This window comes from Psychrobacter sp. H8-1, assembly GCF_904846575.1.
Classification (GTDB): domain Bacteria; phylum Pseudomonadota; class Gammaproteobacteria; order Pseudomonadales; family Moraxellaceae; genus Psychrobacter; species Psychrobacter fulvigenes.
Window position 1 is genome coordinate 532511 of record NZ_CAJHBG010000001.1, and the last position, 12428, is coordinate 544938.

At 44.2% G+C, this 12428-nt stretch carries 11 protein-coding genes; 6 read left to right on the forward strand and 5 right to left on the reverse strand.

Annotated elements, in window-relative coordinates; translation table 11 throughout:
• Window positions 1-38 precede the first annotated feature (38 nt).
• Window positions 39-1022, reverse strand: a complete 984-nt coding sequence (locus JMY01_RS02350; RefSeq protein WP_201574058.1) for a class 1 fructose-bisphosphatase — start codon at window positions 1020-1022, stop codon at window positions 39-41.
• 398 nt (window positions 1023-1420) lie between these two features.
• On the opposite strand from JMY01_RS02350, the gene JMY01_RS02355 reads away from it, so the two are divergent.
• From JMY01_RS02355 to JMY01_RS02365, 3 genes are all read left to right on the forward strand, one after another.
• Window positions 1421-2497 carry an aspartate carbamoyltransferase catalytic subunit gene (locus JMY01_RS02355; protein WP_201574059.1) on the forward strand — a complete coding sequence of 359 codons (1077 nt, stop codon included), beginning with the start codon at window positions 1421-1423 and terminating at the stop codon, window positions 2495-2497.
• An 84-nt stretch (window positions 2498-2581) separates the two neighbouring features.
• Window positions 2582-3763: a dihydroorotase gene (locus JMY01_RS02360; RefSeq protein WP_201577075.1), complete on the forward strand. Its 1182-nt coding sequence runs from the start codon at window positions 2582-2584 to the stop codon at window positions 3761-3763.
• A complete protein-coding gene (locus JMY01_RS02365; RefSeq protein ID WP_374220338.1) occupies window positions 3756-4274 on the forward strand; it encodes a DUF2127 domain-containing protein in 519 nt (172 codons plus the stop codon). The genes JMY01_RS02360 and JMY01_RS02365 overlap by 8 nt, the downstream gene beginning before the upstream one ends.
• A gap of 131 nt (window positions 4275-4405) precedes the next feature.
• Here the strand turns inward: JMY01_RS02365 and JMY01_RS02370 are convergent, their stop codons facing one another.
• The 3 genes from JMY01_RS02370 to JMY01_RS02380 form a co-directional block, all read right to left on the reverse strand.
• Complete coding sequence (locus tag JMY01_RS02370) at window positions 4406-5677, reverse strand: sodium:proton antiporter (RefSeq protein ID WP_201574061.1); 1272 nt, start codon at window positions 5675-5677, stop codon at window positions 4406-4408.
• Window positions 5678-5744: 67 nt separating this feature from the next.
• Window positions 5745-7379 (reverse strand): DUF2254 domain-containing protein, encoded by a 1635-nt coding sequence (locus JMY01_RS02375; protein ID WP_201577076.1) that lies wholly within the window; start codon window positions 7377-7379, stop codon window positions 5745-5747.
• A gap of 244 nt (window positions 7380-7623) precedes the next feature.
• A complete protein-coding gene (locus JMY01_RS02380) occupies window positions 7624-9222 on the reverse strand; it encodes a YihY/virulence factor BrkB family protein (RefSeq protein ID WP_201574062.1) in 1599 nt (532 codons plus the stop codon).
• 214 nt (window positions 9223-9436) lie between these two features.
• Here JMY01_RS02380 and wrbA point away from each other — a divergent pair, with 214 nt between their 5' ends.
• Window positions 9437-10054, forward strand: coding sequence for an NAD(P)H:quinone oxidoreductase (wrbA, locus tag JMY01_RS02385; RefSeq protein WP_201574063.1), 618 nt, complete (start codon window positions 9437-9439; stop codon window positions 10052-10054).
• A gap of 48 nt (window positions 10055-10102) precedes the next feature.
• A complete protein-coding gene (locus JMY01_RS02390) occupies window positions 10103-10648 on the forward strand; it encodes a hypothetical protein (RefSeq protein ID WP_227677631.1) in 546 nt (181 codons plus the stop codon).
• Between the two features lie 106 nt (window positions 10649-10754).
• Here JMY01_RS02390 and JMY01_RS02395 read toward each other — a convergent pair whose 3' ends face one another.
• Window positions 10755-11513, reverse strand: coding sequence for a DUF3108 domain-containing protein (locus tag JMY01_RS02395; protein ID WP_201574064.1), 759 nt, complete (start codon window positions 11511-11513; stop codon window positions 10755-10757).
• A gap of 586 nt (window positions 11514-12099) precedes the next feature.
• Between JMY01_RS02395 and JMY01_RS02400 the strand changes: the two genes are divergently transcribed.
• The gene (locus JMY01_RS02400) at window positions 12100-12390 is read left to right on the forward strand and encodes a co-chaperone GroES (RefSeq protein WP_201574065.1); all 291 of its coding nucleotides are present in this window, start codon (window positions 12100-12102) and stop codon (window positions 12388-12390) included.
• Window positions 12391-12428: the final 38 nt, after the last annotated feature.

Below are 12428 nucleotides of genomic sequence, written 5' to 3' on the forward strand. Positions count from 1 at the left end.
CGGTAGTTATCAGTTATTTGCTTTTGTGTTGAAGATACTTATTTATCTGCATGGTTTACATGTAACTCTTTGATGTAATCCACTTCATTTTTACTACCAAGCACCACAGGGACGCGCTGATGAATGTCTGTTGGTATTATGTCTAAGATACGGTTTGTCGCATCAGTGGCGCCGCCGCCCGCACGCTCAATGAGCAAACTCATCGGATTGGCTTCATACATTAAGCGTAACTTACCTGCTTTGTGTGCATACTTGGTATCAAACGGATAAGTGAATAGACCGCCGCGGCATAAGATACGATGCACGTCACCGACCATGGCTGCTACCCAGCGTGTATTAAAGTCGCGACCACGGACACCGTCTTCTCCTGCGATAAGCTCATCAATATACTGCTGCATCGGCGCGCGCCAATAACGGTAGTTTGAGCTGTTGATGGCGTATTCACTGGTATCTGCGTCGATTTGCACGTTATCTTCTATCAGTACATAATCGTCTGTGTCTGGATCTAAACTAAACATCACTACGTTATCTGCTATTGTTAGCGCTAAGACGGTAGAGGTGCCGTATAATAGATAACCTGCTGCCAGTTGCTGATTACCCGCCTGCAAAAAATCGCTGTTTTCACTGGTTTGGCCTTGGCGCTGATACGGCAAAATAGAAAAAATGGTGCCAACTGCCATATTGATATCGATATTTGATGAACCATCAAGTGGATCAAACAGTACCAGTAAGCTGCCATCGGCGTTGGCAGGTGTGGCATCATCTAGCTCTTCTGAGGCGACGCCAGCACAATGTGCGTTTTGCGCCAAAGCATCTAATAATAAATCATTTGCCAGTACGTCGAGCTTTTTTTGGTCTTCGCCTTGGACGTTTTGATTGCCAGCTTCCCCTAGAATGTCTGCTAATGCGCCTTTTCTCAGGAGCTGGGAGATGGTTTTACCCACATCAGTAATCGTGGTAATGACATCACTGATTGCAGAATCGGCTGCGTGCTCTTTTAGATAGTGTGCTAAGGTCGTCATAGTCCTTCCTAGTAGGTAATGGAGGTCGTAAAAAGTAGGGGAGAAATGGTTGTTTAAAAATAACAGCTCATCTGTCAGGTTCAATAAGCAGTTTAAAATATCAAATAAGTCGCGGTGTTGATAAACATATAACTAATAAATATATAAATAGCGCAGGCGGTGTCTTTGTCCTGACTGCAAAATCAGCTACACTATATCCATCATTTAAGAAGGCTTGTCGCTCATCATGTCTCATACAGTTCTGGTTATTTTATAAACATCAGGCAACTTATATCACTAGAGCAAAGTGTAGCAAATAAGTGTCAAAATGTCCCTGTATCTGTATTCATGGTTGCAGTGAATTAACGATATAAAAAGTATGATTAACTCAATATAAACCTCTGATAAAGACTTGTATTATGCCAAATTCTACCAGTACTAACTCAACGAACACAGTCTCACCATCCAAGTACGCCAAATTCGATCATGATGTTATTCACCGAAAGCTTAATACTTCCCTGAGCCGACCGCAATTAAATGCTGATGGTAGCCTGCGCCACTTTTTGGGTGTTGAAGGGCTAAATAAATCACAGCTGCAAACCATTATAGCCAAAGCAGAGACTTTTATTGATGAAAATGGTCAACTGATTAATCGGCCTGAGCTTGATGGTTGTACCGTGATGAACTTGTTTTTTGAACCATCAACTCGCACTCGTACCACCTTTGAGGTCGCGCAAAAGCGTCTGGGTGCCAATGTGCTAAACATCGATATTGGCCGCTCTAGTACCAAGAAGGGCGAAAGTCTACGCGATACGCTGTGGAATTTGCAAGCCATGACGGCTGATATCTTTGTGGTAAGACATTCGGCATCAGGGGCGGCGCACTTTATGGCGACTGAGGTCACGCCTGATATTGCTATCATCAATGCTGGTGATGGCTGGCATGCGCATCCAACCCAAGGTATGCTTGATATGCTCACCATTCATCGTGAGGCACCGCGTCCCTTTGAAGAGCTGTCTGTCGCTATCGTCGGTGATATAAAGCATTCACGTGTGGCGCGCTCGGACATTAGCGCACTACAGACATTAGGAGTGAAAGACATACGGGTGATTGCACCGCGGACTTTATTACCCAAAGGTATTAAGCGCTTTGGTGTGACAGTATATGAAGATATGAATAGCTGTGTGACGGACTGTGATGTCATCATGGGTCTGCGAATCCAAAATGAGCGTATTGGTTCGCCACTTTTGGCATCATCGAGTGAATACTACAAACATTACGGCATCACGCCTGAGAGATTAGCACTCGCCAAGCCTGATGCGTTGGTTATGCATCCAGGGCCTATGAATCGTGGCATTGAAATTGCCTCAAGTGTGGCGGATGGCGACCAGTCATTGATTTTGAAGCAAGTCAGTAATGGTGTTGCTATTCGGATGGCGGTGTTGGCACTTGCCATGGAAGGGCAGCGCGCGCATCAAGCCGCGCGTAACGGATAGCTTTTAACCTTGGTTATTTTATTCTTATAATTTATTGATACGGTAATATAGCTCATGACGAACCCTACCACGATGGATACACAGATGATTGATTTGCTCCCTGATGTATTCAAGAACACACTCTCTAAGGCAGCAGCGGATAAGCTGGCAAGCCTCAATGCTGACCGAGAAACATGGTTGCTACCGCCTTTGGTAGACTTGTGTGCGCGCTTGCGTGAACCTGGTCAACAGCAGCATGGTACTTTGGTATCTGAAGGTCGCGCGGCGCGTGCTAATGGCTTTTTGCATGTGGTTATTCCGCCAGACACCACTCCTATTTTAGAAAATGGCTCGCTACTCAAAGGCTTGCGCGAGCGTGCCTTGGGTGATGGTGGCATCTATCTGCATGTGTTAGGAGCACTGACCGCAGGCTTAGAAGGAGAGAGGCCTTCTAATATCGCAGGCCTAAAAAAGGGCGGCTGTATTGCTGTCTCTAATGCGCGTAGACCTTTTAAAAATGACTTAGTATTGCTACGTACTTTAGAGTACGCAGCAACCTTTGGTATGAAAGTATTTTTTTATCCTGATGAGCCGACTTTATCTAACGACGGCGTGGCGCATGAAGGCTATATTGCGTCTTATCATGGTTTGCAAGGTATTCCTTGGATTGCAGAGACGGTGGCATTATCGACCCAGCTTTTGATGGTGGAAGAGACGGGAATTGCGGCACACTTTAGTCAACTAAGTTGTAAGTCATCAGTAGAGCTGATGCGCTGGGCCAAAGACAAAGGCCTGCCAGTCACTTGTGATGTCGCCATGCATCAGCTGTACTTGACGGACGATAATTTAGAAGGCTTTAATGCTCAAGCCTATGTATTGCCACCACTGCGTAGTAATACCGATCAGCAAGCACTGCGTCGCGGTCTCAAAGACGGCACGATCGATGCCATTTGTAGTCACCATGAGCCTTTGAACAGTACGGCTAAAAAGGCGCCTTTTGCTGAGAGCACGCCAGGCATCTCAAATTTTGATACTTTTATGGCGTTGGCATGTCAGCTGGTACATGATGAAGTGTTAACTTTGGAGCAGTTGGTAGATAAAATCTGCCTAAACCCTGCAAAGATTGCAGGTATTAGCACTCAATATGAAAGTCTTGGCGGGGCGGTGTTGGTTGACCCTAATATTGACTGGCAGGTGACTACGAAGACCATGTTGTCAGATGGCAAAAATACGCCTTTCTTTAACCAGCATTTACATGGACGAGTGGTGGAGACTTTCTTTGGCTAAGGTGCCTCTGCAGGAGGGGCGCTCGCAGCCGTCTAGCCCCATAGATAGAGCTAGCGAGTCTAGTGACTCCATCAAGGCAGTGGCTATCTATGAGATAGTAAAAGGTTCTGTGGCAATGCTAGGAGCCGGCGCGTTGTGGCGCTGGCACAAGGACCTTGAGCAGTGGCTAGAGACTGCTACAGACTCGTGGCGACACTATTTTGGTAAACTACTAACCCCGCAGATTGAGAGTGCCGTTCATGTTGCCCAGCAAGCCAGCAAAAATTGGTCAGTTTTTATGTTGCTGATATTTGCCTATGTCAGCTTACGTTTCATTGAAGCTTATGGTTTATGGCAGGATAAAACGTGGGCTTACTGGTTTAGCGTCATCGGCTATGGGATATTCATACCCATTGAGCTGTATTACTTAATTACTGCGCCATTTGATTGGTTTAAGCTGCTTATCCTTATCTTGAATATTATTATTGTCATTGTGGTCTATCGTAATATGAAACGTAAGGGTTTGATTTGACCTTATTTGACATTTATTTAAAAACGTATGACTGCACTATATATGCTGCAAAAAACAGCCAGCATCAAAGCCAAGATTAAAAAATATCTTTGTACTGGCTATTTTATTACTCATCTGCCTACTCATGAAATCTATAGTGTTTTCTCTTTAGTAGGTTGTATGGTCCTAGCGACTTTACCAATACTTAAGCCTTGAACTAAGATAGAGAATACCACCACCGCATAAGTGAGCGCCAATAATATATCGCGCTCATATCCTGAAGGTAGTTGTAATACCAAGGCGACAGAAATACCGCCTCGTAGCCCGCCCCACGTCAAGACTTTCCATGCACCGTCTGGTAGCTTTAACTGTTTACTAAAGGTCTTGGTGGTCATACCAACGACGATGAAGCGAGCAAGCAGGGCAATAATAATAGCCAGACCGCCAGCGACAAACAAGCTCCCTGAATAGGCGATCATCACCACTTCAAGTCCAATTAAGACAAATAAAATAGCGTTTAAGATTTCATCGATTAACTCCCAAAATAAATCGATATAATTGCGCGTCTCATCGCTCATGGCCCATTCTCGTCCTTGGTTGCCAAGCATCAGTCCCATCATTACCATAGCCAGTGGCCCTGATAAGTGCCAATGGCTGGCAAGCGCGTAGCCACCTATCACGCCTGCAAGTGTCAATAGCACTTCTTCTTGATAGCTATTAATACTCTTAATCATATAGTACAAGATAGCGCCAAGTACCAAACCAAAGACTATACCGCCACCTGCTTCTACCGCTAGGGTATGCGCGACATAATTGGCAGTAGGGATATCGCCACTGGATAAAATGCCAAGCAATAGTACAAAGATAACAACACCAAGGCCGTCATTGAATAATGACTCACCCGCAATGACCGTTTCAATACTTTTTGGCGCACCTGCTGACGATAAAATACCCATGACAGCAATGGGATCAGTAGGCGATATCAAAGCACCAAATAGCAAACACCAGATATAAGGCAGCCCAAAACCCAGCAGCGGCAGTATAAAATAAAGTGCAGTGGCGATAAGTACGGCTGATACGACGGTACCAACACAAGCAAGGATACCAATGGGTAGTCTATAACGTTTCAGATCGCTAATATTGACATGCAAAGCACCCGCAAATAGCAGCATAGAAAGCATGCCATCGAGCAAAACTTCGGTGAAATCTAACTGGTTTAATAAACTAATCTCATAATCAATCAGTTGATCAAATCCCAAAAACCCTAAAAATATCGCCACCATAGATAATATTATCGAGATAACCATCACGCCAATGGTAGTCGGTAGTCCAATAAAACGATGATTTACATAGGATAAAAGGGCAGTAATCGATAAAAACACTGCGCCGACTTCAAGGACGGTCAGGCTGGTTGCAGTTACCATAAAAAAAGTTCTCAGATTGTTTGGGAATTAGTACAGTTTTAAAAGAGCCTAGGTTCTTATACCGTAGTTATTCTGTTTTTAAGGTTTGGCGAATATGAGCGGCAAACTCACTGACATATTCGAAGTACTGAAATTTGGAGTCTTCGCTATTGATAAAGTATCCTGCCTGCTGAGTCATGGCGAGTAGATCTGCGATTAGCTCGCTATAACTTAAATTTTCTTCTCCTGTACGCTCAATCAGCTTTAGCTCGTGCAGCAAGATTTGTCTCTGAGCGTCATTCACCCGTGCATAGTTGAGGTTCGTTAGAGCCTGACATAAGGCCTTTAGCACCATGAGATCACTAGTAGCGTAACGACGTACTTCACCGAGCGAGGTATCAATAAAGTCAGAAATCGTAGGTGTCTTGGTGATAACCGACAAGATTGCTACTCGGTGCTGCTCGGTTGAGGTATTAGCATCATCTTTATCAGAATCAGCGTTTTTAGATGGTGGAGTATAAAAATGATAAGGACTGGGCGGCTGCCTGCGTATCATGACACTCAAACAAGTGGTGAGTGATTGCACACAGTTTACCGCTGTTTTTGGATCATTAATCCCAGGTGATAAGGCACGTACCGCAATCTCAGTCATCTGCCCCAAACTGTAGGATATATCATTGGAATGCGATGATCGGCGCTCGATATGGATACAGGTAGCCAGTCGCTGCCAGAACAATCCATCTGGAGCGCTTGGCATTATTGCTAGATGAGAGGTTTTGGTCTTCTGTAAAAGGCTAGGATGATTTGCTGGGCGCTGATAAAAGTAACCAATAACGTTTTTATTAGTAACGAAGTCACCGAGATTGGTATGGAGCTTTATTATTCCGCCATAATCGAGCGCTAGAGTCATTAATGACTCTATATAAATCTGCTGCAGATAACCTGAGAGCGGTGCATAAATAGGAGTCGTTGCCCATGTTTGATAGTGTTCAATATCTGGCTGCGCCAAATCTATATCACGCTGATGCTGCAGGTCGCAGTGATCATGATACCAATAATTAATGTTCCTAATGGCTTCATTGCTTGCGCCTTGGATCACGTGTGACGCTTGAATGGCATGCACCATGTGCTGGATGAAGTAGACCAGCAGTAACGCACAGATAATCGCCATGATAATAGCGAAGGTAACCGCCAACTGCGGCACACCAAAATCAACATCATGCTTATGGATAGACTTTAAAACCAACAAACTATAGCTAAAAGTACCGATAAATGCACCGAGTACCAGCTGGTTTGAGGTGTCAGTCAAAAAGTTGCGTAGCAAGCGTGGGCCAAACTGTGATGAGGCCATTGAGAGTACGGCAATGGTAATAGAGAAAGTGGTACCTGCCACTCCTAACACCGCACCTGCGATAGTGGTCATGATGGCGCGTGCGGCATCGTCGTCACCAGTAAAGGCAAAGCTTAGATCCCTGACAGTTTTACGGTCAAAATGCTGATCAATGGTCACCAACAGCGGCGCTAAAAGTATGCCTATCAGCACACAAGCGGTGGGTATAAACCAATAGGAACCCATCAGCTGTTGCCATATGTTTTTTAGGCGATCAGGCAGGTCAGTGAGTGTCTTTAACGACCATAGCTGTGTCAGCTGTTTGAGCCAGTACAGGGTTGCTGTCAGCGTACGTGTCGGCAGGGATTTTTTTTGGGTGTCACTCACTGCCATCGCCTCCAAGGTGTTTTGATATTGTTGATAAATTTTTGGTGGTGTTCTAAAAAGTATGCTGGCGATAGAAGCCAATAAAAAATCTATGCTAAGTTCTCTGATTCTATAGGGCTTTCAAGGCTTCAAAAACTGTTCAAGTTTTAATCAGCATACTTTTTGACACACCACCAAATTTTTTAATAAGTTTTTGTTTTTAATACCAGTAAGATAACAAAACATCAGCAGCGGACTTTATGCAGCTTGTCTATTTATTAGCTTGTGGGTTATCCGCTTCGGTAATAATATTACCTTTATCATCATTAAAAATGCGCTTAGCTGTTGATCTGGTCTTATAGCCATCGTCATCTATAGCATGGCTATTTGGAACGTCATTATCTGAAATGTTGTCCTCTGGAATCAATATTTCTTGGTTATTATTGTCGCACTCTATCTTGCTGTCTTTATCATAGGCTGCCGGCTCAAAGTCTGGCACAGAGTCAGTGTCTTGGTCTGAGCTATTCATACTACTGTTATTACTTATCACACGATCATTGATGTCAGCAGCAGATAATTTTGCCTTAGAGGACTTTGGCTCAGATGTTTTTCGTCGGGGCTGGCTATGCGCAAAGATGGTATTTAACGGCACATCTAATTGCTCTCTAGCATAAGCTTCCGTATTTTCAAAGCGATTGACCAATAAGCTTAGCCAAGGTTTTTGATCTTCTGGGCTCATCTCGTCCAGCTCATCTTTGATCGGTAGCGGATACGGTAAGGTACGATAAAAGTCCCATAAACTCATACGACTGAGGTCTTTTTTTAGTACGTACTCGTCATTGTCCGTGGTGGTGATGAGATTGCTGTCTTTTAAGTAGTTGATATAGGTATACCACTTGGGTAGCTCTTTGCGGCCAAGCACACTACGTAGCTCTTGCTCACTGACAGCATGGCCTTCTAAGTGATTGCGATAGACCAAATTGAGCATATCGAGCAAGCTAAGTAGTGGATGACGCGGATACACCTCTTCAGTTTCAAAGATGGTTAGGGTGTAGCTAATCTCAACACCTAATAAAATCAGATTCCAAGAAAGATAAATCCATAACAAGAAAATCGGCAAAGCGGCAAACGCGCCGTAAATAGCTTCATAGCTGGTGAAGTTGGTCATGACTGTACCGAACACATGCTTTAGTAGCTCAAAGACGATCGCCACAAAAACCCCAGCAATGGCGGCGTTTTTTGCAGGTACTCGGGCTTTAGGGATAAACCAATACATAGCGATAAAGCCAGTCACGGTAACCCCAATAGATACTATCTGTACCCAAAACGACCAATCGATACCATAGCCAGCAAATTGTCGGTTTAAGAAGCTAAGACTCTGTACGGTACTTGAAACGATAAATGCAGTCCCTAAAACCAAAGGCCCTAGGGTAACGATAGTCCAGTAGCGCAGCATGCTTCTGAGACCACCGGAACGGTCTTCTACTCGCCAAATTTGATTGAATGCGCGCTCAATGGTAGTAAGCGTCATGATGGTCGTGACAAACAGTATCATTGCGCCGATAGCGGTTAAATTGGTGGATTTTTCAGCAAAGCTATTGATGTATTCACTGACCTGCAGACTTGATTGGGGTAGCAGGTTGCTATAGATCACTTCATAAATCTGCGCCCTGACCGAGGCCAGTGCTGGCACAGAGGACAATATCATCAACAGCACCGTCAATATAGGGACAATTGACAACATGGTGGTGTAAGTTAGAGAGGCTGCTTTTTGTTGACAGTTGTCCTCGAAGAAGTGCCGGGTTAAAAAACGCAAAAAACTGAACCAGTGTTTGTGTGCAAATGGGAGTTTTTTTAATAGGTTTTCCATGTCATCCATCTAGCAGCGATAAGAGTGCCAATAGTGTAACAAAATGAGCAGTCAGCATCTGCCAAATTTTTGTGTCAAAATACATATGGCTCTGTGAGGGATATTAGGCTTTGTTTGCATGTCAGCTGAAGACTCGGGCATAATGTGCGTATATATTCATACTGCCAATTGCTTTCAATCAGTATTTTAATGGTTTTACAAGGAAACGCTGTCAATGAGCCAAACAAACCCTTATATCTTAGTGCTTTATTACTCTACTCATGGTGCGACTAAGACTTTAGCGTATGCTATCGCTCAAGGTATTGAAGAGGCTGGTATGTCAGCGCGTATTCGCACGGTGCCGACGGTTGCAGCAGAAACCACCACTATCAAGCCTGCGATTCCTGATGAAGGTGATCTATACTGCACCATGGATGATTTAAAAGACTGCTTGGGGTTGGCGCTAGGTAGCCCAGCGTATTTTGGCAATATGGCCGCGCCAATGAAATATTTTTGGGACAGTACTGTCACGCTATGGCTGGCAGGTAATCTACAAAACAAACCCGCGTCAGTATTCACAGCGACAGGCACTATGCATGGCGGCCAAGAAACGACTTTGCTGACGATGATGTTGCCATTAATGCATCACGGCATGATTATCGTCGGTGTGCCTTATGCTGAGCCTGCTCTAAACCGTACCCATCGTGGCGGTACGCCTTATGGTGCCAGTCATGTCAGTGGCGTCGCGCATGATCAGCCGGTCTCTGATGATGAACGTGAGATTGCCATAGCCCAAGGTCGTCGTCTCGCTATTAGTGCCAAGGCCTTAGCGCAAGCCAACTGGAACCGCTAAGCTGTCACTTTTAGCATAACGTTATAAATTAGGAAAACACCCCATCTGATGTCTAATAGTCATGATAATAGCGATAAAGCCAGTACCTCGCCGTCATTAATTACCGATAATGACGTAGCACCTATAGCAGCGCCATCTAAGCCTGTGTCTGCCAAAAATCCTAGCAAAGCTGCTAAGCCCCAAAAGCCTATTGCACCCATCCGTCAACGCTTGATGGTTACTTGGCTGGCGTGGGTAATCTACCGCTTGCTTGGGTTGCCTGTGCTGATCAGTGTTTTTAATCCTATGAACCCTGATGTTGTCGGCGGCGTGGCATGGCAAGCATTATGGCTGCTACCAGCATTTATCCTGACCCCTTGGGTACTACGTGGACGCTCACCTTATGCCCTGCTAGTGGGCAGTATGTTGACCTTGGTGTATCTGGGCGCTAGCGGTGTGGTGCTCTTCACTCGTGCTTATGGCAGCAGCTGGGCAGAACTGGTAGTTTATCTGATTGATTTTACTTTGTTACTCATGATAAACGTTTGGCTATTTATACTGCTAAAACGCCTGCCATCGATGAATAATGTCGTGAAGCAGCCACGTTCTCGCTAGACGAGTCTCCTATCTTGAAAGCAAAAGAAGGCGGCGCTCTAATGAGAGAGCGCCGCCTTCTTTGTGTTAACCATCAACTATTAACCAGCAGCTTATAAGCAGTCGCTTAGTTTACTTTGGTGAGTTCCAAGTCCATTTTTTTGCCATCGTTTACCTGCATAACTTTCACAGGCAGATAATCTAAGCTAGGAGCAAGCCAAAAACTGGTTGAGCGGCTATTGTCATCATGGACACGGTCGACACGCACGGTATCAAAGGTTCCAGCTGGGACAGTGACCTTGGTGTTACCAGACCTTTTAAAAGGTGTCTTTTCAATCTTGTCTTTTCTGGCCATATAGTAATTACCAGAGAACTTACCGTTAAGTAGATCTTGGCGAATTTGTACCTCAAGGCTCAAGTCATCAAAGGCTTGTTGCGCCATATTCAAATTGACTGTTTTACCTCTATAAGTACTGGCGACTTGTTTTTTACCACTATTATAATTGAGGTTATGAGTGCGTCCAATGCCAAATAATTTATAGGTAGTACTGGCTTGAGCTGGCGTGACGTTATTTCCTGAAAGTGTAAAAGTACTACTTTGCGAGGCACTAGCGACACCAGCGACGCGAGCCCTAACATCATACTTCCACGTACTGCCTGACTTGCTTAGTGTGCGAGTAGCGGTACCTTTGTATTTGTCTTCTACAGTAAAGTTGTAGTTAGCACTGGAGGGCTGCACCACTTTGGCACTGGCAAGGGTAGGGGCTGTCATACTTAGGGCTCCAATAGCGGCAATACCAACTCCCGTGGTAAACATAGATAGAAGTTTGGGCTTGCTGCGATTTGTATTGTTAGAATTATTTTTTATAGAAAATAATGAGGTCATGTAGATTCCTTAATTTGGTTTGGATACTTATTAGCTATTATTATGTTGTCAGTACTTATAATGGTCATACTCTGTTACATTTTCAAGGGCTGGGGTGGTTTTGGCCGTTTGGGTCTTGTAGCCAATGTTGCTAAAAACGCTCAACTCTCAAGCTAGGTAACCCTATGTTGCCAAAGGTACTGGTTAGTCGGTATTTTCTATCCTTTAAAACCTATCCTTCAAAATCTGTGCTTCAAAACAACAACCGCAAACGCTAAGCCTGATTATGCACTGTTAATGATCTAATATTCGCAGCCTCAGACTATTGGTTCTATGCACAAGTATTTGATAATCATGGTTATGATTCGATGAAACAAGGCATCCAATGCCACAATAATTCATTTTTCAGGGTATTCTTGTAATATTTTTTGAGTTTACACTTGAAGCAAACTCCTCTTGCCCCCACTTTTTGATACAAGCTCAAGGCTTATCTTAGAAGATGTTTTTAAACGAAAGCGAGTTGTTAAGATAATGTCCATTGAGACCATTAAACCAAGTGATTTTTTATTTAACCAATCAATTTAACTAACCTTTTGGAGTCATATCGATGAACATTCGTCCTTTACATGACCGTATTGTTGTCCGCCGCGTAGAAGAAGAGCAAAAAACTGCCGGTGGTATTTTACTACCAGGTTCAGCACAAGAAAAACCTTCACAAGGTGAAGTGTTGGCAACTGGCAACGGCCAGATTCGTGACAACGGCGAGATTCGCGCGTTAGATGTAAAAGTTGGCGACAAAATTTTGTTCGGTCAGTATGCTGGTCAAACCGTAAAAGTTGACGGTGATGAACTACTTATTATGAAAGAATCTGATGTATTGGGTGTGCTAGAAGGCTAATCGCTTTAGGCATGTTTTATGCTAAACGCATTTTTAGC

Excerpts from the sequence above, each read along its gene's own strand:
- JMY01_RS02375 (WP_201577076.1), bottom strand. The coding sequence starts at position 7,379 with ATGGCAGTGAGTGACACCCAAAAAAAATCCCTGCCGACACGTACGCTG.
- JMY01_RS02380 (WP_201574062.1), bottom strand. The coding sequence starts at position 9,222 with ATGGAAAACCTATTAAAAAAACTCCCATTTGCACACAAACACTGGTTC.
- JMY01_RS02400 (WP_201574065.1), top strand. The coding sequence starts at position 12,100 with ATGAACATTCGTCCTTTACATGACCGTATTGTTGTCCGCCGCGTAGAA.
- JMY01_RS02395 (WP_201574064.1), bottom strand. The coding sequence starts at position 11,513 with ATGACCTCATTATTTTCTATAAAAAATAATTCTAACAATACAAATCGC.
- JMY01_RS02390 (WP_227677631.1), top strand. The coding sequence starts at position 10,103 with ATGTCTAATAGTCATGATAATAGCGATAAAGCCAGTACCTCGCCGTCA.
- JMY01_RS02360 (WP_201577075.1), top strand. The coding sequence starts at position 2,582 with ATGATTGATTTGCTCCCTGATGTATTCAAGAACACACTCTCTAAGGCA.
- JMY01_RS02370 (WP_201574061.1), bottom strand. The coding sequence starts at position 5,677 with ATGGTAACTGCAACCAGCCTGACCGTCCTTGAAGTCGGCGCAGTGTTT.
- wrbA (WP_201574063.1), top strand. The coding sequence starts at position 9,437 with ATGAGCCAAACAAACCCTTATATCTTAGTGCTTTATTACTCTACTCAT.
- JMY01_RS02350 (WP_201574058.1), bottom strand. The coding sequence starts at position 1,022 with ATGACGACCTTAGCACACTATCTAAAAGAGCACGCAGCCGATTCTGCA.
- JMY01_RS02355 (WP_201574059.1), top strand. The coding sequence starts at position 1,421 with ATGCCAAATTCTACCAGTACTAACTCAACGAACACAGTCTCACCATCC.